Source organism: Streptomyces sp. NPDC004561 (assembly GCF_053602155.1).
In genome coordinates this window covers 1-20,343 of sequence record NZ_JBSGDB010000129.1, presented here as the reverse complement: position 1 = coordinate 20,343, position 20,343 = coordinate 1, and the positions used below count along the sequence as shown (strand labels likewise).

Below are 20,343 nucleotides of genomic sequence, written 5' to 3'. Positions count from 1 at the left end.
CGCCCGTCGAGTACGAAGCCAACTACTACACGGAACTCACGAAACCCCAGGTCACAACCACAATCTGAGATCTCTACCGAACCCGGGGCGGTTCACTGTCCTTTCGGCGTCTGCGTGGGCGATGGCCGGGCATACGGGTTTCACCCCCTTGTGAGAGGAGCCCAATTCCATGCTTGGCATAGTCGCGGCGGTGCTGTTCTTCGTGTCGTTTCTGATCAACGCGGCGGATCTCAGCACCAATCATGCGTTTTCTTCGACGAACGTGATGCTGCTGGGGCTGACGGCTCTGGCCCTGCACGTGGCCGGAATCGGCGCTGGCTGGTCCCGCAGACGCTGACCTGTGCCTGTTCCTCGGGCTTGGTGACAGCTCGCCATCAAGCCGTGTCCGCGAGGTGGCCGAACGGCTGGGGTACCGGCCCTCGGCCGCCGCCCGCACCCTCCGTACCGGCAGGTCGGGGCTGATCGGTCTGACCGTGACCACGTACGGGGACGACCCCTTCACCTTCACCGACTTCGCCGAACTGGCGCGCGCCGCTACCTCCACCGTCCTCGCCCGCGGCTACGCCCTGGTTATCCTGCCCGCGACCTCCCGCCACGACGTGTGGTCCAACGTCGCCCTGGACGGCACTGTCGTCATCGACCCCTCCGACCAGGACCTGTTGGCCAGCGAGCTGATCCGCCAAGGGCTGTCGGTCGTTTCCGTGGGCCGCCCACCCGGTGGGATCCCCGTGACCGCCTGGGTCGACAACGACCACGAGGCCACCGTCCTCGGCATCCTCGACCACCTCGCCGACGTCGGCGCCCGCTGCATCGGCCTGCTCACGGGCACATACACCCATCTGTCGACCACCGCCTACCTGGCCCTGGCCGACTGGCGGACCTTCGACCCGCTCCTGCACGCCGCCCACATGAGCACCCGCCTCCCGCACCCTCCCGCCCCTGGCTCTGTTCACGAGAACCGACAGCAAAAGTTTCGACGGCACGGAGCGGTCCTGAATCTTCGAACGACGGTGGCCTGATGACACCTGTCAGGCCTCGGGCCTAAGGTGTGCCGGTGATCTTCAGAAGGAAGCAGAAGGCCGCGGACCTGGCCGCCGTCATATCAGAGCTGGAGCAGGCAGTGGCCGCTCGCAACGGTGGCCGCACCGAGCGTGCGTTCAACGCGGCGATGAGTGCTCTGCAGTCGGCGAAGGGCACCGAATGCGTGCCGGTGGGACCCCGGTTGGCCGCGCTACTCCCCGCCTTTCCGCCCACCGGCCCGCGCTCGATGCTGGCGACGATGGCCGGCTTCTGCGTGGAGCACGGTGCCGATCCGGCGGCCTGTGCGGAGCCGATCCTCGACGGCACCCACCGGGACCTGCTCGATGCCCTGGAGTTCGCCCGCCGCTGGGCCGCCGCCGGCGGTGCCGGGGACGAACTGCCGGAGGCCGACGAGAAGATCATCGACGACGCGCTGATGGCCCGGCTGGGTGGCGAGGCGCACGAGGCGTTGCGGCTGGCGCTGGCCTGGTGCTCGGTCGAGCAGTGGCAGCCCCCCGCGCTGGCCGTGCTGTGCCGCAGCACCGAGGTGCGCCGTCGGCACGCATCCGCGCTCCTCCCCGCCTGCCGCGACCTGGCGGCCCTGGAGCGCCACGACCTCAAGTGCCTGGCCTACGCGCTGGCGATCCTGGACGACGAGCCCCTGGTGGTACTGCACCGGCCCACCCGGACCGGGTTCGAAGTGCGCATCGGCGGCATCGGGGACAACTTCCAGTTGCACACGCTGCTCGCCCACGTGCTCATCGGCGGCGGCCACGTGCCCGGCACCGCACCGTCGGCGGAGAGCGTCCACCTGGCCACGGACCCCGAGCCCGCCCAGGGGCGCACCGGGACCGTCGCGACCGGGGCCTTCGAACTCCTCGCCCCGGACGGGGAGCGGATCTGGAACGAGGGGCTGCCCGACGACGTCCCCGTTGTGGAGGGACGCCGCCTACTCGTGCTGGACGAGCCGATGTACCCGCGCAGTTGGAACGCCGACCGGTTCTTCCCGATGCTCCCGGGGACGGCCGAGCTGACTCGTGTACTGTCCGCCGACGAGGTCCAGACCTGGTTCACCTACACCTGCTGGTCGTCCTGACCCGGTCGCCGGGCGCCACCGCTCGGCGTCGGCTGTTGCCGCGGCCAGAAGTCTGGGCTCGGGCCTGGCCTCTATCGAACAAGAAGCGCGCCGGGTGCTGTCGAAATTGCTGAACATCTGCTGTCGATTTTTGGGTTCTGGCACGACTTCCGTCGAAGCAGTCACGATTAGTGATCAGTGGGTGTTTCGAGTGCTTGGAGGATCTGTCGCACTTCCTGGCGCCACTGGTCGGCGTCGGCGCTGTCCACCCAGCCGGTTGCCAATCCTGATCCGCCCTGGAGAACCCGGTCCAGTGCGAGTCTCGCCGACGCGCGAAGGGACTCTGGCAGTTTGGGCAGCGGTTCCCTGGGGCCGTCATCGGGGTCAATCACGATGGGGCTGTCCGGGAGGGTGCTGGCGGCAACGGCTTTGGCCCCGTCTCCGCCATCGACGCGTTCTCCCGAGCCGGTGACTCGCTGGAATGCCCGCCCCAGCACGTCAATAACCTGCTGGTGGGTGAGTCCCTCAAGTCCATCGACGAAGTCTGCGGCGAGGTCGCTGTCGAACGGGCCGGTTCCGCAAAAGGTCGGCGATGCCCTCGCGGGCGACGACGATGCATGCCTGCCGGTGACGGGAGGCGAGCACACACAGCCGCCCGGCCTCCAGGTGGAAGGCGGTGGCATCACGGCGGCCGGACAGCGGGTATACGACGATGACGACCTCGAACTCGCGGCCCTGCAGCCGGTTCGCGGTGTCCACCGCCACGCCCGGCGCGCTCGGGTTGCCGGTTCGGGTAGCCCGCTACTTGTGCCACCCCCGCACGGCCGGCGCCCTCCTGGTCGGTTTCTTCGACTGCGACATCTGGGACACCGGCAGACGGCCGATCTGCTCCCTGGGTCACAGCCGGGAGCAGATCGAGCGGGAACAGCACAAAACAGGCCGCAGCCCATCAACTTCCCGCGCAGGCCAAAGTGCTGGACTGCAGGCCATCAGGTCAGCAGATCTGACCATGACGACTCGCCTCCGAACCGTCATCTCCCCGCCACCTGTCACCAATGGAAATACAGGAACACTGCCACTGATTGCCAGGCGCCAGAGCTGCGGTCTCTTCGAAACAACGAGTATGCCCGAGTGCATGATTCAGCAGGCACCTGGCGCGTACGCCGGGCCTACGCCCTGACTGCGCAGTGCGATGGGCTCATGCCGGCTCAAGTGTCCGTGTGCCAAAAGGCGACGTCGAGTGGAGGCGGGCCGCCGTCGTTTTCTCCTGCGCGCCATGGGCTCGATCAACTGGTCCGGACTGGAATGGTCAGGTCATGGCGGATCTGTCCCGACTCGGGGGACCTGCGCTGGACCTGCCCGTGAGGTGACTCCCGAGGCAGCGCGCCTGGTCGTCGCGCGGTGGGCGAACAGCCGCTCCACGGCTTGGGGGATTGAAGCCCGTCCTGCGGTTCATTTCGTACTGATGTTTTTTCGTCGGGTGAGGCTGGTGGGGTCGGTGGCAGGATCTTCATCGGTACACTGGCTTATGTCTTCAACACGGCTCTCGCGCCCGGTAGTTGCAGTTGTAGGTAGTGTCGCAGCCGAACGTGTATTCACGCCGCAGCTGAAGTCCGTCGAACAAGCTCGTGAGGCGTGTCGTCTGTTGGGGCAGGAGTTGGCACGTGCCGGGTGCGATTTAGCCGTGTTCTCCAGCAAACCCACGTACATCGAGCGGGACGTCGTCCACGGCTATGCGGAGGCATGCACGTCCGAGGCGCCTGGCCATGTCGCAGCCTATCCGCCGCGCCATCGGGACGTGGATTTCGCTTTGCCCGAGGGGAGCTGCGTCACCGTGGAGACGGTGCGCGATACCAGCGGGGAGTGGGAGGTGGCCTACTATCGCAGGCTACTGACGTCTGACGGGGTGTTGCTGGTGGGTGGGGGGCAATCGACGCGGATTGCCGGAATCATTGCCATGTCTCAGCGTATTCCGGTGATACCGGTTGCAGCGTTCGGGGGAGGCGCGGGTCAGGTATGGGTGAACCTCGACAAGGTCCGCAACGACACGGATGACGACGACATCGCGCTCATGGGGGATGACTGGCGCACTAGCTCGGCCTCCCGCCTGGTGGCATGTCTGCTGACGCAGCGTCGGCGCCGGCAGGAAGCGGAAGCGCGGGCAGAGCGCGAGGGGCGGTCCAAGGTCTGGCGGCTGAATTCCGGGCTGCTTGTGGCGGTGATATGCCTTTTGGGGGCGTTGGGGCTGCTGGTTGGTGCGGGAGCGCCGGGTCCGGCAGGCGCTCGGCGGCTGGCTGTCTTTGTGGCCGCTCCTCTGCTGGCCGCGGTGGGGGGCGCGCTGATCAGGCACACCTTCGAGGCCGGGGCGGGCTGGCTGCAGTCGGCGGTGCGGGGACTGGGCGCGGGAGTCGTCTCGGTGCTGCTCTATTGCGCTTCTCAGCTGCTGGCCCTCCCGGATCTGCTCGACCACCTGGACGTGCGTCGCTTGCTGTTCTTCACCGTGCCACTGGGCTTCAGTGCCGGTTTCACCTTCGATCTGGTCTTTGAACGTCTGCGTGCGGGTGCTGTGCCTGTAACGCCCGCGGGTGGGGACCCGTTGGCCTCGCCAGCACAGGCGCCCTCTGGCGGGTCTGGTTCGCCTCAGTGAGCCCCCTTAGCTGGGGCTTCCCGCTACCGTGGTGCGGGTAAAACACGGGCGCGTCGCCTGAGAGGCGGTAGAAGCGTGATTCATCCATTATTGTCCTGAATGATGGCCGATAGTGAAGGGGGAATGCGATGGACTCACTCTCGCCAGCATTGCTGGTCAAAGCAGCACTCACCGCCGCTGTGCGTGCCACCGAGGCGCCGGGACCCGACGTCTGGCGTCGCCTGACGGCCTTAGTGGCATATGCTCCCGGCACGTCGCAGTCAACATCATCCAATGCGCCCGGGATGAGGGAACTCAACGCTTTGTCGGCTGTCCCTACCAGCGAGGCAAATGCCGAAGCTCTTGCCGAAGTCCTCGAGCGCAGGGCCGGACATGATCCCCAATTCAGAAAGGCCCTCGAAGCGTGGGGAAACGAAGCCCGCAGCCGGTCGCTACAGGATGAACCGCCCCTGCAAGCAGTGGCCTCAGCTGCTCAGGGGTCAGTCCTGCAGACCAGTGTGATCAGCGGCATCAGCTTCGTCACCTATGGGCCGGAAGGCCGCCAGCGCAAAGGCTGACCTTCCCGCCACCGGGCCGGCGTACCTCATCTGGTAAGCGGAGTGCCGGCTCCTTCTGCCCCCGGTTGTTCCTCGGACTCCAAAGCTTCCCTCAGTGCCGCGCGTGCTTCCTCCTTGCGCCCAGACATGTCCAGCACATCACTTAGCAGCAGCAGTGCATCGATCTTGCCGTCCGAGGATGGGGCCTGCCGGAAGGCCTCGATGGCCAGCTGCAAATGGTCGATCGCGTGAGGGTCATCAGCACTCAGCGCAGCCCGGCCCAGACCCAGCAGAGCATGCGCCCGGCTGGTGAGGTTCCCCACCGCGCCATGGAGATCAGCGCTGGCGGAGAGCGATTCCTGTGCATGCCCTGTGAGCCCCTCGGCCAGCTGGGCGAGTCCCAGATTCAGCAGCGCTTCTGCTGCTCCCGCTTCATCGCCGGCCTGCATCAATGCTTGTGCCGTGGGCGTGAGAGCCTCGATGGCGGCAGCATGCTGTCCCAGGCGTCGCAGGACTTTCCCCACGTTGTTGTTGCACTGGGCGGCTCGCACCTCGTCACCTAGGTGAAGGTAGAGGTACTGGGCCTCCTCCAGCGCATGCAGTGCGTCGTAACCGTTGCCCGTCTCCAGCAGCGCCAGTCCCTGATCATTATGGGCTCGGGCTGCGCTGCGCAGATTTTCCAGCTCTCGGTAGTCAGCGGCAGCCTCGCCCAATAGCAGAGCTGCCGGAGTGAACAGGCCGCTTTCCAGCATGGCCCGCCCGAGAGTTTCCCTCACCGCGGCCCGACGAGGCTGGTCGCCACTCTCGTCACGGTTGCAGAGCTCAGCTGCCTCGGCCAGAATCGCTCGCGCCTCGCCGCGCTCACCAGAGCGTGCCAGAGCTGTTCCAAGACGGCCGTACAGCATGGCGCGGTCCAGGACGGGGGCATCGGTCTGAGCCAGCAGGTCCAAGGTCTCTCTAAGGGGAGCGATAGCCTGCTGGGGTTCTTCGGCCTCCAGCAGCGCGATGCCCAGTTGGCCTAGGACCTGGGCACGCACGGCCACGTCGGCCGGCCCCTGACAGGACTCTGCCGCTCGGTACAGCGCAACGACAGCGTCTTGCGGGCGGTTGCTGACGAGTAGGGTCGAGGCAAGATTGCGCAGCATGACGATATAGGCACTATGGCCTTCACGCAGCTTGTGGTGCAGCTCCGCGGCCCGTTTCAGTGCGGACATCGCTTCGCTGAAATTTCCGGTCTTACCCATCGCAAGAGCAAAATTGTTCAGCGCGGCAGCACGCGTATACCGGTCGTCAGCGGTGGGGGCCGAGGATTCGAGAACGGCCCGCATGACGTGCAGGAGATCCTCGAAGTGCTGACCTCCGGTTAGGAACTCTGCAAGCGCCAGCGCAATGGAGGCAGCCCAACGGTGTCGGCCTGTTTCCAGGCAGCGGTCGACTGCCGCCACGAGACTTGCCCGCTCGCCAACCATCCACGCCAGGGCCTGCTTGCGTGAAGCGAATGGTGACGCCGTTGACGGGTTCTCTTCCCGTAGCCAGGCATCGGCCGCCTCTGCATGTTGCAGGTAGTGCTCCATCAACCGGTCAAAGGCTTCCTCCCGCTCGTCGTCGACGGCATGGGCTTCTCCCAGGCTGCGCGCATAGCGCATGATCAGGTCATGCATCCGCCAGCGACGCTCATGCGACTCGTACTGAAGCAGGTGGGCCTGCGCCAGCCTGCGCAGGATCCGGTCCGGTGAACGGCCCAGCACTGCGGCAGCGGCAGCCGAGCTGAATGCAGAGGTGGGGTGCAGAGACAGCAGCCGAAAAGCTCTCTTCTGTACAGGCGTGAGCCGTGCGACGGACCATTGGAGCGCGGCGCCGACGGATTGGCCACCGCCGGCCAGCACGGTGGAATCAGCAGGCCACCGCTCAAGGGCATCTGCAAGATCACGCACCCTCCGGCCATTGGCCAGTTGCGCGGCAGCGATGGTGAGCGCCAGGGGCAGTCCCCCGCATGCCTTGGCCAAGCGGCGCAGGTCCTGCGAAGACACTGCGGCGTCGTCTGGGCCACGCCTCTTGAGCTCCATGGCGAGCACCTGGATGGCCTCGGAATCAGTCAGCGGTCCGAGCACCAGCGGCTGGACGCTTCTGGGCCCCCCACCGCCAACGCCGCGTGAGGTGACCAGTACCGATATCCCCGGTGCCAGAGAGGGAAGATCGTCGAACTCCCAGGATGAAGCGTTGTCCACGACAATCAGAACGGGCAGTTGACCGGCGTCGGTCAGCTGATGCAACAGTGAGGAACACACCGCCCAACGGCCCGCTTCATCGGCAGGCTGAGCCTCTTTGTCAATGCCCAGCCGGGACAGCAACCGTGCCGGGGTAAACGGCTGACCGACGAGGTCCATCCACAGCACACCGCCGGTGAACCACCCGCGGGCCCGCGCTTCACTGACCGCCTTTCTCGCTAGCGCACTTTTGCCCGTTCCGGAAAAGCCGGCAACGACGGCAAACGCGGACGGAGCAGCATCGCCTAGAACCGAAAAAAGCTGAGCCAACTCGGTGGTCCGCCCGCAAAAGCTGGCCAGAAGCGGGGGCAGCTGCTCCTCCGGGAAAACTCTGTACTGGGGTTGCGCGGACGTGATGGCAGACACCAGGGGACCGGTACCCAAGAAGGGCCGGGACGACAGTGGCGGCTCCGAAAGTGTAAACGGTACCGCGCGACTCAGTAGAGCGAGCGCCCGCTCGCCCATCTCCGACCGGTTCTTGGCACCCGGCGCAGAGGTGGCCAACAGCAGCACCGGACGGCACGCAGGGTCGGTGAGGAGCTTTTCCAGAGCATCAGCGACCTGCTCACCCTTTACAGGATCAGAAAGGAGGAGGTCGAGATCATCCAGCCACACCACCGTGTCTGCCCCGAGCTCGTCCTGCACCACGGCGTCAATCAGTGTCTCGGCTCTCCCCAGCAGCCTTGGGCACCACACCCACCAGTGGGGCAGTGCCTGCCGCATGGCCTCCCACGTCGTGCGCGTACGCCCGCTGGCCGGCTCGCCTTCCACCACCAGCAAGCAACTCGCTGCACTGGCCCTGCGTAATGCCGCGCCCAGCCGCGTGTCCGCTGCGTGCGCGGAGTACGGAACCGGATCGCAGCGCACCTCGTGCTGCGGATGCCGGTAGTCGGAGGGACGCGTGCCAGCGCGCCTCATGATCAGAGGCCTGACACCGAATCGCACGGCATCACCGTCGCGGAGGTTGCTGACGCGTCCCCCCAGCAGCCCGCGGTCGCGTGATCCGGCGGCAACTCGTGCCGGATAGCCTGCAGCGTCAAAACTGTGCGGGGCCCCTACCTGATAGACGTGCCCCCGGCCCGTGCGCAGGTAGACCGGCACGTGCGCGACCGCCAGTCTCACCTGCCCTGAGCGGGGCACACGGATTTTCTGGGCCGTCTCCCATGCGGACAGATCGCCGGTGACCTCCAGCACACGAGGCTGAGTATCGGGAACCAGAATGCTCTCGGCCGGCCACCCGGGCTCCCCGACGGTGATGTAGGCACCGTCATGCCGTACAGGCAGAGCCACGTCCTCAACTCCCTCGGGAACCGCGGCCCGAGCGGGCGCCGAGAGGCGGCGCTCGGCCAGCGCCAGGACCTGGAACAGCTCCAGCGCAGTGGGAGTCTGGCGTACCCGGTCGGGAAACCGGTGCCAGGCACCAGTGAACCAGCGACGCAGCCCTTCACGTCGCTCGGGTGCCTCAACAGCCGCCCGTAACACGCGCTCGAGAAGGCGATCGACCTCGGATTGCTGATCGGTGTTCGCCTCTGCTCCACCGAGTCCGGCATCGGCCAGGACGGCAGCCCAAGTCACCTGTTCTTCCAAGGCAAGCACGGGGGACAGGCCATGGTGCATGCGAAAGACGATGTCACCGGTTTGCCGCACCGCGTCCCCGTCACCGCTCGCCTGCAGCTCTTCGCGCAGCGCTTCCCGTAGAGGGGCGAGCAGCGAAGGGCGAAAAGCCATGTACTCGGCTGAGTTACGGTGAGCCCAGGCGCCGAACCATAGTGCCGATTCGGCACCCACATCGAGGCCAGGCCGGATTCCGACCCTGACGGCCCGGATCAGTTCGGGCTCGATCCGTGTGGCGACACTGAGCAAAACTGCCAGCCGTCGTACAGCGTCCGGCATCTCCTCCACACCCGGCATATCCGAAACGAAACCGGGGATACGCACGAATCCCGTACTCATGACAGCCGGACCTGGGCCTGGGCTGTGGTCATTGAACGGTCCCAGGACAGCACGGGCATCAACGACGACAGCCAGGAAGGAATCCGCTTCTGGGGGAGAGGCGCCAGTCCCACTACCGGGCAGCCGCTGCGATGCATGATCTTGACGGCCTCCTGCCAGTCCTTACGCAGACGTTCCGCAGCGCTTCTGCTGCTGTCTCTGTTGCACCCGAAGTCACTGAGCACAAGCACCTTTGCCCCTTTGGCCGGAGGCCGATACTGCTTCCACGTCCACCCGGCGCCTTCACCACTGCGGTGCAATGGGCAGCCGGAGAAGTAGCGAACTTGGCAACCGTGTTGCCCCGCAATGGCAGTCACCCGGTCCACGAGTTCCATCTCGTCGCGGAGAAACGGCTCCATGCCCTCGCCGAGATCAACCAGGATCTGAACCCCGAAGCGCAGTGTGCGAACCGGCGAACGGGGCAGCGTTTCCACCGCGACATTCCCCGCCATTTGGTCGACGAGCCGCTCAAGGTCGACTGGCCCTTCGGGCACCGTACGGGACAGCAGTACATGCAAAGTCGCTGCCTCGGAGCTGGGAGGCAGCAAGGACTGGTACGGCAGGGGACTTCTGTCCTGATCGGCTTGCACGGGCTGCAGCATGGGTTCCCCCCACACCCGCGGCGTGCCATGAACTGAACTGAGCGGAGTAAGCAACGAGGTGGGTTCGTCGGGTGATCTGCGCGGTGGTGCAGCCGGCACCTCGGTCGGCTCGGGCTGGCTGTTCGGGCGGACGGCTGCGGCAGCAGCCGAGGGAGCCTGGCTGTGTCGGGCAGGCTGGGTCGCCTGGCGGGCCGGTTCGGGGGAGTCCATACCCAGCAGGCCTGCGATCGCCGATCGCTGCTCGTTGTCAGAAGCAGCGACTTCCAGTGACGTGACCACGTGAGCCATATCCGCGATCCAGATTTCCGAGAGACCACGTGGCCAGTCCAGCTGCTCGCCCTCTACCCCCGCCATACTCAAGCCCCAAGCTGCTGCGGCTTGACAAGGGTCAGTCCGCGTACGGCCTGCCACCTCTCATCGTCCTTCTTCACCTCGATGTCCAGCGCCCGGCAGGCCCAGAACGCATCAAGGTACTCGGCAGTGCTCGGCTCCCGCACGCCCTCCTGGCGTGCCGAATCGCGCACGGCCTTCAGCTCGGTGGCCAAGGCTGTGGCCAGTTCGACATCTCGCTCGCTGACCTCACCCAGACGCACCTGCAGATGTTCACGTGCGATCCGTACCAGCTCCTCCACCTCAGAAGGCGGGACAAGCTTGGCGATGACACAGCGGCGGAGGAAGGCTTGCGGAAGTTCACGTTCCTCATTCGTCGTGATGACGACGAGGTTCCGGTGGAACGGACGCTCCTGCGGTGTGTTGCCGGCGGCTTCGAACTCCACCCTCGTACCGGACTCGGCCACCGTGAAACCATTCATCGCCAGCGGGGCCAGGAGCCCGTTGGGTACGTCGGGATCCGCCTTGTCGATTTCGTCGATGAGCACGACCGCGTGTTCAGCAGAGCGGTCGGCGTTCTGCCTCTGCATTGGATGCTGCCAGCCATCCGGAGTCAGACCGCCGCGTGCTTGCTGCATCGCCAGGACGTGCTGAGCCGCCGCTTTCGGTGCGAAAGCCCACCATAAAGGCCCCGGTTCCACATGCAGGTCCGGATTCAGATGCTTGGAGCCGCTCCTGCCCAACAACGGCCTGGACTGAGCTTCGGCAAGGCGCCGTACCCCGTCAAAGGTCCACTGCAGGTCGCGGGCCCTCGTCTGAGACGTCACCACAAAACTGTAAAAGCGCCAGCCACGCTGCCGAGCGACGAACGGAGCCATGGAACTCTTACCCGAACCAGGTTTGCCGCGCAGAAGGAGCGGACGTCCCGCAGCCAGAGCGACCCGGACGGCCAGGTCCAAGGCATCAGGCATGACGTAGACCTCGCCGTCATCGCGGTCTGGGACGTGAACCTGAGGGCCGCCCACCACATTCGCCATTATTCTCCCTACGATCAGCATTCATCCGGTGGGCTGAACCACCGACTCGAGACTGCATTTCAAGCTGTAGGCACGCTGTTCCTGCCCCACCGGCAGTTTCACCGCGGCAGCACGTGTCAGATCAAGACCACGCAGCTCATCGGTGCCAGGTATGTCCTTGGGGACGAGAACGATCACGAACAACCACGCGAACATGCCATGGAGCGTGTTCACCACGTGCGCCACGTCCCCGAGCGAGTAGTCGGCCGTATTGATGACGAGGTACTGCGGCAGCCGGCCCCGCTGTACGGTCCTCTCGTCGAGGGGCATGCGCGGAGGCACGCAGAAAACCTTGCGAAGTGCTGCCAGGCATGCGTCCAGGAGTTCCGTGACCGGACTGCCCTCGTCGTGCGGCACTTCATCGATCGGAGGAAGCTGGCCCAGGCGGAAACCGTCCGGTTTGTTGTCCACAGCCCGCAAGACGTGCTGGCGCGCCGTCCACTCCTCCCAGGCTTGGAAGAACACGACAGGGCGTCGCTCGGCGGCTTCGCTGGTCATGTCCTGGACGAAGTGCGCGGCCGCATCGGGATCCACCCAGCTCGGCAGAAGCTCTTCGGACAACTGTTGCAGCTGGCTGCCCGCCAGGCCGGCACGCAGGGCAGCAACGGCTTGAGGCAGCGTGGCCTCGGCGGCCTCGGCGGCCTCGTCCGCAACCGCCGAAGCGGCGGCCTTGAGCATAAGGTGCGCGAGGAACAGTTCGGCGCCGACCTTCGCGCGAACATGCACCAACTCGGCCGTGCTGCACTGCAACAGGACAGCGGCGTCGGCAAGCGTGTCGGGGTTCCGCTCACGCGACGTCCTGAGAAAGGATGAGACGCGCTTAACCCAGTCCAAAAAGGGCCGATCAGCCACAGGTTCGGCCACAGGCGCGAACTCGCTGACCACCCACTCCACGAACTGTGCAACGCCCCCGTCCTCAGGCAGTGGCCTCAGCTTCCGGCGGCGTAAGACGGCTTGAACTTTGAGCAGAGCGCCAAAGCCGCGCCTCCGAGCGCTGGCGGTGTCTTCCGTGCCAAGGATCCCGGGCAGCACGGTCCGCAGGCTGCGCACCACGTGCCGTCCCATGAGAACGTCCGACTCAAGCCGGACCCATTGCGATGTCGCGATGGTCTGCGGTCCCAGGAGAACGATCGCGGCATCGCACAGATACATCTCCTCGTAGAGGACCTCGTTCCACGCGTCACCGCCACGAAGCTTTTCCACATCGGTGAAGACGTCGTACCCGCGGCTCTCTAACGCCGGTACTATCATGCTGAGGGCCTCGTCCACGCACTCATCCGTGCCCTCGCCCCCATGGCTGATGAAGATCTTCAGAGCCGTACTCCCTCTGTACCAACGAGGGTTGCCCCTCCCCCTGCACCGGACTGGCGGCCGCAAGGCCGCATCAGCCGATGCGTAGAAATTGTGCTAGACACACGACCTCTGCGTACCGACTTCAGCGCAGATTGTCAGCAACTTATATACGGCTCCCTACACACGCCCGTACCGGACGCAAAGGCGCCACCATCGCCGTGTGCTCGGCACACCAGGCCCTCGACCACGAACCACTGGGTGCCGACACCCCCTAACCACCGACCCCGGCGAGCTGGCCGCCCTCGCCACTCCGTCCCGCTCCGGCCCGGTCACCGCCTACGCTACCTACGCCTCGCTGCCCGCCGTGGTCGCCGCCCACCGTGACCACCACCGGCCTCTCTGCCGGCCGTTGCCGCGATCACCGCGAACTTGTCTCGAAGACTGGGCAGAGTCAACACGCTGGTGGACGACCAAAGAGCCCTGTCGGATGCCACCTTCGACCTCATCGAGACGGAAGCCCGTGACCGCGGACATCCCGAGTTTCGCCACCTCTCCAGAGGAGTGCATCTGGGACAACTGGTGCGAGGACAGTCCACGCAGCACTCCTCGCTGCAGCTCGCAGACCTGATCTCGGGCGCAGGGTTTTCCGTGGCGCAGCGCCACAACGGGCTCGCCAACCGTGCCGGAGAAGACCTGTACTCCGTTGTGGTGACCCTCATCGACGCGGCGGGCATGCTTCCGCACGACGAGCCTGCCCGAGTGGCCCGCCCTGCTTCTCCAGCAGCCTGACCCTCGGTTGCGCGAGGATCGCGAACGACCGGGAGGCGGAGGTGCGGGCACCGGCTGCTGAGGCGCCGCAGCGGTGTGTTGCCTGACCTGCCAAAGGCGGTGTGCCGGAGCCGGACTACGCGTTCGAGAAACCATGGGCGATCGGTCCTGCTCGTGCTGACGGGCACTCACTGCACTGCGCAGGGTCAACCCCTCGCACCGGACGTCAAGCGGCGTGCACCGTATGAGCCTGCTCGCAGGGCGTTGTGCGCTTCCTGCAGGCTTGCAGAGGAATGCGCTGTGGCTGCTATTTTTCCCTGCGAGAGCGGCGAGACCGCTCTCGCAGGGCAAAGCGGCTTTTCACAAGCAGCGTTGCCCGTCCGGCTGGCCGCAGGGGTGGGACTTGCGCGGCCCAGACAGACACGACCGGTAGTGGGGAACGTGGCGCAAGCAGGGTCGCATTCGGCGGCAGGCCAGATGACCGGATACCTCTACCAGTGCGAACTGGCCCTGCTGGAGCTCGCCGAGCACAGCTGGGACGACATCACGGTCGAAGTCCGCATGGAAGTCCTCGACGACATCGAGTTCCTGTACCAGGACAGCGACGACCCGTTCGTACTGCTGCAGTCCAAACACCGTGAGCGGGCCGGACGGCTGAGCGAGACGGGCAAGGACTTCTGGCGCTCGGTCGCCTCCTGGATCGACGCACTGACCGTGTTGGGACGGCTGTCCGACGGGACTATGCCTCTGCTGCGGCTGGCCACCACCCAGGTCGCGGCCGAAGGCACCTTCCTCCACCTGCTCCGCCCCGGCCCTGGGCGGTCCGTGGACGATGCCCTGGCCGGCATGGAGGAGGTCGCCCAGGCAGCCGAGCCCGGCAACACCGCGGACGACCGCAAAAAGTTCACCGACCTCACCCCCGCACAGCGCTACCGGCTTGTCGCGGCTATAGAGATTAACGACGCGTCGCCGCTGATGTCAGACCTCGACTCTAAGCTGGCCCGCGCACTGGGGATCAGGCCTGGCCAGCACGCCCGCGCCATCCTCGACGACATCAAGGGCTGGTGGTACGGCATGGCCGTGGAGTTGCTGGACCGAACCCGGAGCCGGGCCTCGGTGACCGCCCAGGAACTGCAGTGCCGACTCGAAGAGGCCCTCGACCGGTTCACGGGAAAGAACCTGCCCATCACCGAGACGCTGCGCCGCCTCACCCAGGCCGAGATCGCCGCCTACAAGACTGACCTGGTCGTTGCACAGATGCAGTGGATCGGCCTGAAGGACCGCACCATCGCCAGCCACCTGCGCGACTACCACTACGCCCGCGCCCAGCGCTCCGCATGGCTGCGGGACTTCACGATCACCGAGCAAGCACTCGGTGACTACGAGCGGCTTTTGTGGGACGAGTGGGACCACGTCTTCACCCGCCACACGGACGCGGTCGAGGACGACACCCCCGCCGCAGAACGCAAGGCCGTCGGCAAACGCGTCCTGGACGACTCCATGGACAAGGCTGCCGGCATCCCCGCCCGCCCCGGCAGCACCACCGAGAGTTGGATCGGACGCGGCACCCTACACAGCCTCGCCGGCCGAACCCACACCGAGGACGATGAGACGGTCGGCTGGCATCCCGACTACCCCGACCTGTGCCAGAACCACAACGAGCAGCCAGGCCAGTGACCATGACCAACCACCGCGTTCCCGAAGCCCGGGCCCTGCTCAACACCGCCTTCGGCGCCTACCTCCTGGCGACCAGTGTCCACGCCGCGACCAAGAAGGCCAACCGCCCCCTGCCCTGGCCCAGCGCCTTCCTGGTGCTGCCCCTCGTGCTGCCCACCGACACCCGCAAGGACCTGCCCACCCAGGCCGTCCACACGATGTCCGCGTGGCTCACCGAACACCCCCAGCACCAGGCCGCATTTGCTCCGCGGGCCGCCGCCCTGACCGACTACACCCGCGCCAGCCTGCGCACCGCCCTACGCCACCACGCCCTCGAGGTCACCGCAGCAGGACTGAGCTGCCCCCGCACACCAAAGGCCGCCTCGCAAGCCCCGAACGAGGAAGTCGCGGACTGCGCCCGCCACGCAGGCCTCGTCGGCCGCTGGCTCGCCGTCGTCGAGCCCGCCCTCGCCTTCAACCTCCTCGGCGTCCGCCCCTGACCACCTCTGCCCAAGGAGCCTACGAACCACCATGCAGCTACTCGCCCTGGCCCTCTACCACCGAGACGGCCGGCCCACCCCCAGGGTCGTGCGGTTTCGTCCCGGGGCGCTCAACATCCTCACCGGCGAGTCCGAAACCGGAAAGTCCGAGATCCTCGACATCGTCGACTACTGCCTGGGCCGCAGCACCCCCAACCTGCCGGACGAACCCATCGACCGGACCGTGGGCTGGTACGCGCTTCTGGTCGCTTTCCGCGACAGCCGCATGCTCCTGGCCCGACCCCGCCCCGCAGGGGCCTCGACCACCCAGGCCATGATCCGCACCGGCAGCGACACCCTCGACCTGCCCCGCGCCGACGAACTGACCCCGAACTCGAACGTCGCCGCACTGCGCAGCCAGCTCAGCGCCCGCCTAGGCATCGAAGACTTCCGCTTCCAGCCGCCCACCGGCGCCGCCCGCCAGGCATTCGACGTCTCCATCGCCCAGGCGGCCCTGCTGTGCTTCCAAAACCAGAACGAGATCGCCGACAAAAAGGCCCTCTTCCACCGCCAGACCGAGAACGGCATCGCCCAGACCCTCAAGGACACCCTGCCCTACTTCCTCGGAGCCGCCGGCCCTGAACAGGCCCTACGCCGTCACCACCTCAACGAGGCCCAGCGTGCCCAGCGCGCCGCCCAGCGCAAGCTCGACGACGCCCAGCGCCACCGCGACGCCGTGGACGCGAGCGGCGTCGCCCTGCTCCGCCTCGCCCAGAGCGAAGGACTCCTGGAGGAAGTCCCCCCGGCCCCCGGCCCCGAGGAGATCCGCACTCTCCTGGAACAGGCGCTCACCGTCACGGTCTCCACCGTGGGCCCGGTGGACCTCACAGACCGACGCCTGGGCCTGACCGACGAGCGACGGCAACTGCGCGAGCAACTGCAGCAGCTCGACGAGGCACTCGCCCTCGTGGACCGCTGGCAAAAGCAAGGAGAGGCATTCACCGGCGAACTCCACCTGCAGCTCGGCCGCCTGCAGACCATCAACCTCCTGGGACCCGAACGCGACCACGACACCGCGCTTTGCCCGATGTGCACCCGCCCGCTGGAGGAACCGGATGCCTCGGCGGCAGAGATCACCACACTCACCGCGCAGCTTGCGGAAGAACTCGACCAGGCCCAGGGCATCCAGCCGATCCGCGACGAGCACCGCAGATCCCTCCAAGCCGAACGGGCAGCCGTCGTCGAACGCCTCAAGGTCAACGGGGCGCAACTGCGGGAACTGACCGCCAGCGACGAACGCATGCGCAACCTCCAGGACCAGCATGTGCGCATCGCCCGAATCCAGGGCCGCATCGACCAAGCTCTCACCGCCAGTACGGGATCACCCGCCGGCGACATCGGTGAACTGCGCAACAACCTGGTCCTGGCCCAGGAGAACGTCGCCACCCTTCAAGCCCTGATCGACGAGGACGACGTCGCCGCCGAGGCGGAACGTCGGCTGGCCGACATCGCAGTCAACATGACCGCCTGGGCCCGGCGCCTGGACCTGGGCCAGGCCGCCTCCGCGGACGAAGTCGCAATCAGCCTCAGCCAGCTCAACGTCGTCGTACGACGCCCCCAAGGACGCCTCCCGCTCAACCGCATCGGCAGCGCCAAGAACTGGATCGGCTACCACATGGTCGCCCATCTTGCCCTGCACACCTACTTCCGGCTCCACCGCCGGCCCGTCCCCGGCTTCCTCATGCTTGACCAGCCGACCCAGGCCTTTTTCCCCGCCAAGATCAAGGACGCTACCACCGTCCAGGACGCCGACTGGAACACCGTCACCGCCTACTTCGAACTCCTCAAAGACGTAGCCGACCTGAACCAAGGCGCTCTGCAGATCATCGTGTGCGACCACGCCAACCTCACCGAAGAGCCCTGGTTCCAGGACGCCATCGTCGAGAACTGGCGGCCGCTCGACGGCCAGCGCAAGGCCCTGATCCCGAACGACTGGCTTGCCTGAACGACTGGCTTGACTGACACCCGCTCATGAGGGGGCCAGGCTCTGCGAGCGCGAGCCGGGCCCCGCGAAGGCTTGGACGCCGGTGCCACGGCACGGCCGCAGCGGACAGTGACCCCGGGACCTCCCCCTGCCTGCGAAGCGATGACCGAACCAGCGGATATCTCCACATATTCCCAGACGCTGCCGCCTACAGCGTCTTCGATTCCTTGGTCTAGATGCTGAAGAGGCATAGAACAGTAGCGGACCAGGTCTGCCCGAACGGCTGCCGTCTCCTGACGCCGCGGGCGAGGCACCGGACGGCGGTCGGGGGGCGCTGACCCTTGATCGTGGACACCGGTTGTCATGCGGCAGAGGCCAGCGTAGTTGATCGTTGCTCGAAGGCGATCGGGCTGATCTGGCCGAGGCCGGAGTGCCTTCTTCGAGTGTTGTAGCGGGTCGCCCAGCGGAAGACCGCGAGCCGGGCCTCGCGCGCCCCGGTCCACCGCTTTTTCCCCTGCAGCGTTTCCCGTTTCAGGGATGCGTTGAGCGATTCCGCGGCGGCGTTGTCCGCGCTGGTGCCCACCGCGCCGCGCGACCTGAGCACACCGAGATCCTCGCAGACCTGGGCGAACTCCTTGGAGGCGTACTGCGCCCCGTTGTCGCTGTGGAAGATCGCCCCGCGCAGGCCGCCGACGCCCCGGACCGCGGCCGCGGCCTTGAGCGCGTCGGTGACCAGCGAGGTGCGCATGTGGTCGGCGATCGACCAGCCCGCCAGTCGCTTCGAGTACAGGTCCAACACCGTGGCGAGGTAAAGGAATTCGCCGCCTCCGATGGGCAGGTAGGTTATGTCGCCCACGTACCGGGTGTTCGGTGCGAGCGCGGTGAAGTCGCGCCGCAGCAGGTCCGGCACCGGCGTCGCCGCCGGCTCGGGGATGGTGGTGCGGACCTTCTTGCGCAGGTGCAGTCCGACAATGTTGAACTTCCGCATGACGCGTGCCACCCGCTTGCGGTTGACCCGCTCACCCTCGTCACGGAGCTCGGCTGTCACGCGTGGAGCCCCGTAGGTGCCGTCGGACTCGGTGTGGATCTCGGTGATGCGCTCGGCGAGCTCGGCATCGGCCCGAGCCCGCTCGGCCCGCGCGTCCGCGCCGGCCAGCCACCGGTAGAACCCGGACCGGGAGACGGTCAGGACCTGGCACAGCCGCTTGACACCGAAGGCGCCACGGTGATCGTCGACGAACTGGAAGCGGCTGCTCACCAGCTGGTCTCGCCCGCAAAATACTTCGCGGCCCTCCGCAGGATCTCCCGCTCGAGCTCGAGTTCCTTCACCCGCGCCCGCAGCTGCCGGTTTTCCTTCTCCATCGCGGTGGCCTCGCCCGCCCCGGGCCGGGCCGCCTGCTCAGCATCCCGTGAGGTGACCCCCGGAGTGTGGACACAGGGGTTCATGCCGCGAGTGTGAGTCTATGTCCTCGCTGGTGCTGCTGTTCGAACTCGACAGGTGAGAGGTAGCCGAGCGAGCTGTGGCGTCTGCGGGCGTTGTAGTAGGTGAGCCACTGGAAGATCTCCAGCCGGGCCTGACGAACCGTCGTGAACGTGCCGTGCAGGGCTTCTCTCTTCAGCCCCTGCCAGAACGATTCGGCCAGCGCGTTGTCGTAACTCGACCCGACGCGACCCATGCTTCTGCGGACCCCGAAACGCTCGCTGACCTGGGCGAACGTGGCGGAGGTGTACTGCGATCCCCTGTCCGCGTGGAAGATCACCCCGGCGACCTGGCCGCCCCGGGCCGCCACCGCCATCGTCAGCGCGTCGACGACCAGTTCCGTCCGCATGTGGGTGGCCATCGACCAGCCCAGCAACCGGCGCGAGCAGATGTCCAGGACGCAGGCCAGATACAGCCACGTGCCGCCGACCTGCACGTATGTGATGTCGCCGCACCACTTCTCGTCCAGTTCCCCGGCCGTGAAGTCGCGTCGGACCAGGTCCGGAGCCGGTGGCGCGAGCTTGTCCGGGACCGTGGTGCGCTTGCGCCTGCGCAGATGCCGGCCCTCGATTGCGTTGACGCGCATCAGCCGCTCGACGCGCTTGCGGTTGACGGTGTGGCCGAAGCCCCGCAGTTCGGCGTGGACCCGGCGGACTCCGTAGGTGCCCTTGTGGTCAGCGTGGATCTCGCGGATCTCGGCGACCAGGGCGTCGTCGGCCACCTGGCGGGCCTGCCGGGCTGCGGTGCCGGCCAGCCACCGGTAGTAGCCCGAACGCGAGACGCCCAGGACCCGGCATATCCGCTGTACGTGGAAGTCGGCGCGATGGTCGGAGATGAAGTCCCAGCGGTCGGTCATGCCCTCATCTCCCGCGCGAAATACTGGGCCGCCCGCCGCAGGATCTCTCGCTCGAGCTCCCACTCCTTCTCTGCCTTGCGCAGCCGACCCAGCTCGGCTCGCAGCCGGACGAGTTCCTCATCGCGACTCTCGGAGCCCTTTTCACCGCTGCCGGCAGCACGTCCGGCCTGCTCGTCGGCCTGCCGCACCTAGTGCCGCATCAAGCTACGTTCGCCCTGTCGTGATGTGTCGCCCAGTTGCTGCGCCGGGAAGCGCCAGACGGCCAGAATGATCACGTGGCTG

The 20,343-nt window shown here is 66.6% G+C and carries 13 protein-coding genes and 4 pseudogenes; 9 read left to right on the top strand and 8 right to left on the bottom strand.

Annotation, left to right across the window (positions count from 1 at the left end; translation table 11 throughout):
* The first annotated feature begins 169 nt into the window (after positions 1-169).
* The 3 genes and pseudogenes from ACWEN3_RS18930 (at position 170) to ACWEN3_RS18920 (ending at position 2,116) form a co-directional block, all read left to right on the top strand.
* A complete protein-coding gene (locus tag ACWEN3_RS18930; protein ID WP_452972005.1) occupies positions 170-337 on the top strand; it encodes a hypothetical protein in 168 nt (55 codons plus the stop codon).
* A 46-nt stretch (positions 338-383) separates the two neighbouring features.
* Positions 384-864: pseudogene (locus tag ACWEN3_RS18925) on the top strand (LacI family transcriptional regulator); the annotation flags it as partial.
* Between the two features lie 190 nt (positions 865-1,054).
* On the top strand, positions 1,055-2,116 hold the full coding sequence (locus ACWEN3_RS18920; protein WP_452972003.1) for a hypothetical protein: 1,062 nt from the start codon (positions 1,055-1,057) through the stop codon (positions 2,114-2,116).
* 167 nt (positions 2,117-2,283) lie between these two features.
* On the opposite strand, the gene ACWEN3_RS18915 is transcribed toward ACWEN3_RS18920, so the two are convergent.
* Entirely contained in the window at positions 2,284-2,742 is a 459-nt protein-coding gene (locus ACWEN3_RS18915; protein WP_452972000.1) for a DUF4259 domain-containing protein, read from the bottom strand.
* Positions 2,663-2,863: pseudogene (locus tag ACWEN3_RS18910) on the bottom strand (AAA domain-containing protein); the annotation flags it as partial. The gene ACWEN3_RS18915 and the pseudogene ACWEN3_RS18910, both read right to left, overlap by 80 nt.
* 916 nt (positions 2,864-3,779) lie before the next feature.
* Here ACWEN3_RS18910 and ACWEN3_RS18905 point away from each other — a divergent pair.
* Together ACWEN3_RS18905 and ACWEN3_RS18900 are read left to right on the top strand one after the other, a co-directional pair.
* Complete coding sequence (locus ACWEN3_RS18905; protein ID WP_452971998.1) at positions 3,780-4,742, top strand: hypothetical protein; 963 nt, start codon at positions 3,780-3,782, stop codon at positions 4,740-4,742.
* Between the two features lie 128 nt (positions 4,743-4,870).
* Positions 4,871-5,299, top strand: a complete 429-nt coding sequence (locus tag ACWEN3_RS18900; RefSeq protein ID WP_452971995.1) for a hypothetical protein — start codon at positions 4,871-4,873, stop codon at positions 5,297-5,299.
* A 26-nt stretch (positions 5,300-5,325) separates the two neighbouring features.
* Here the strand turns inward: ACWEN3_RS18900 and ACWEN3_RS18895 are convergent, their stop codons facing one another.
* Genes ACWEN3_RS18895 through ACWEN3_RS18880 form a run of 4 tightly spaced genes read right to left on the bottom strand, consistent with a single transcriptional unit; the run spans position 5,326 to position 12,922 of the window.
* On the bottom strand, positions 5,326-9,498 hold the full coding sequence (locus ACWEN3_RS18895) for a tetratricopeptide repeat protein (protein WP_452971993.1): 4,173 nt from the start codon (positions 9,496-9,498) through the stop codon (positions 5,326-5,328).
* Positions 9,495-10,493, bottom strand: coding sequence for a hypothetical protein (locus ACWEN3_RS18890; RefSeq protein WP_452971991.1), 999 nt, complete (start codon positions 10,491-10,493; stop codon positions 9,495-9,497). The genes ACWEN3_RS18895 and ACWEN3_RS18890 overlap by 4 nt, the downstream gene beginning before the upstream one ends.
* 2 nt (positions 10,494-10,495) lie before the next feature.
* Positions 10,496-11,506 (bottom strand): AAA family ATPase, encoded by a 1,011-nt coding sequence (locus ACWEN3_RS18885; protein ID WP_452971989.1) that lies wholly within the window; start codon positions 11,504-11,506, stop codon positions 10,496-10,498.
* 21 nt (positions 11,507-11,527) lie between these two features.
* Entirely contained in the window at positions 11,528-12,922 is a 1,395-nt protein-coding gene (locus ACWEN3_RS18880) for a toll/interleukin-1 receptor domain-containing protein (protein WP_452971986.1), read from the bottom strand.
* A 378-nt stretch (positions 12,923-13,300) separates the two neighbouring features.
* Here ACWEN3_RS18880 and ACWEN3_RS18875 point away from each other — a divergent pair, with 378 nt between their 5' ends.
* From ACWEN3_RS18875 to ACWEN3_RS18860, 4 genes are all read left to right on the top strand, one after another.
* Positions 13,301-13,627, top strand: coding sequence for a hypothetical protein (locus ACWEN3_RS18875; RefSeq protein ID WP_452971983.1), 327 nt, complete (start codon positions 13,301-13,303; stop codon positions 13,625-13,627).
* Positions 13,628-14,083: 456 nt separating this feature from the next.
* Positions 14,084-15,283 carry an ABC-three component system protein gene (locus ACWEN3_RS18870; RefSeq protein ID WP_452971981.1) on the top strand — a complete coding sequence of 400 codons (1,200 nt, stop codon included), beginning with the start codon at positions 14,084-14,086 and terminating at the stop codon, positions 15,281-15,283.
* 2 nt (positions 15,284-15,285) lie between these two features.
* On the top strand, positions 15,286-15,762 hold the full coding sequence (locus ACWEN3_RS18865) for a three component ABC system middle component (protein WP_452972007.1): 477 nt from the start codon (positions 15,286-15,288) through the stop codon (positions 15,760-15,762).
* A 31-nt stretch (positions 15,763-15,793) separates the two neighbouring features.
* The gene (locus tag ACWEN3_RS18860; RefSeq protein WP_452971979.1) at positions 15,794-17,746 is read left to right on the top strand and encodes a DUF3732 domain-containing protein; all 1,953 of its coding nucleotides are present in this window, start codon (positions 15,794-15,796) and stop codon (positions 17,744-17,746) included.
* Positions 17,747-18,086: 340 nt separating this feature from the next.
* On the opposite strand, the pseudogene ACWEN3_RS18855 reads toward ACWEN3_RS18860, so the two are convergent.
* Positions 18,087-19,129, bottom strand: a pseudogene (locus tag ACWEN3_RS18855) (IS3 family transposase); the annotation flags it as partial.
* 38 nt (positions 19,130-19,167) lie between these two features.
* Positions 19,168-20,210, bottom strand: a pseudogene (locus ACWEN3_RS18850) (IS3 family transposase); the annotation flags it as partial.
* Positions 20,211-20,343: the final 133 nt, after the last annotated feature.

Excerpts from the sequence above, each read along its gene's own strand:
- ACWEN3_RS18895 (WP_452971993.1), bottom strand. The coding sequence starts at position 9,498 with ATGAGTACGGGATTCGTGCGTATCCCCGGTTTCGTTTCGGATATGCCG.
- ACWEN3_RS18900 (WP_452971995.1), top strand. The coding sequence starts at position 4,871 with ATGGACTCACTCTCGCCAGCATTGCTGGTCAAAGCAGCACTCACCGCC.
- ACWEN3_RS18860 (WP_452971979.1), top strand. The coding sequence starts at position 15,794 with ATGCAGCTACTCGCCCTGGCCCTCTACCACCGAGACGGCCGGCCCACC.
- ACWEN3_RS18870 (WP_452971981.1), top strand. The coding sequence starts at position 14,084 with ATGACCGGATACCTCTACCAGTGCGAACTGGCCCTGCTGGAGCTCGCC.
- ACWEN3_RS18930 (WP_452972005.1), top strand. The coding sequence starts at position 170 with ATGCTTGGCATAGTCGCGGCGGTGCTGTTCTTCGTGTCGTTTCTGATC.
- ACWEN3_RS18865 (WP_452972007.1), top strand. The coding sequence starts at position 15,286 with ATGACCAACCACCGCGTTCCCGAAGCCCGGGCCCTGCTCAACACCGCC.
- ACWEN3_RS18885 (WP_452971989.1), bottom strand. The coding sequence starts at position 11,506 with ATGGCGAATGTGGTGGGCGGCCCTCAGGTTCACGTCCCAGACCGCGAT.
- ACWEN3_RS18890 (WP_452971991.1), bottom strand. The coding sequence starts at position 10,493 with ATGGCGGGGGTAGAGGGCGAGCAGCTGGACTGGCCACGTGGTCTCTCG.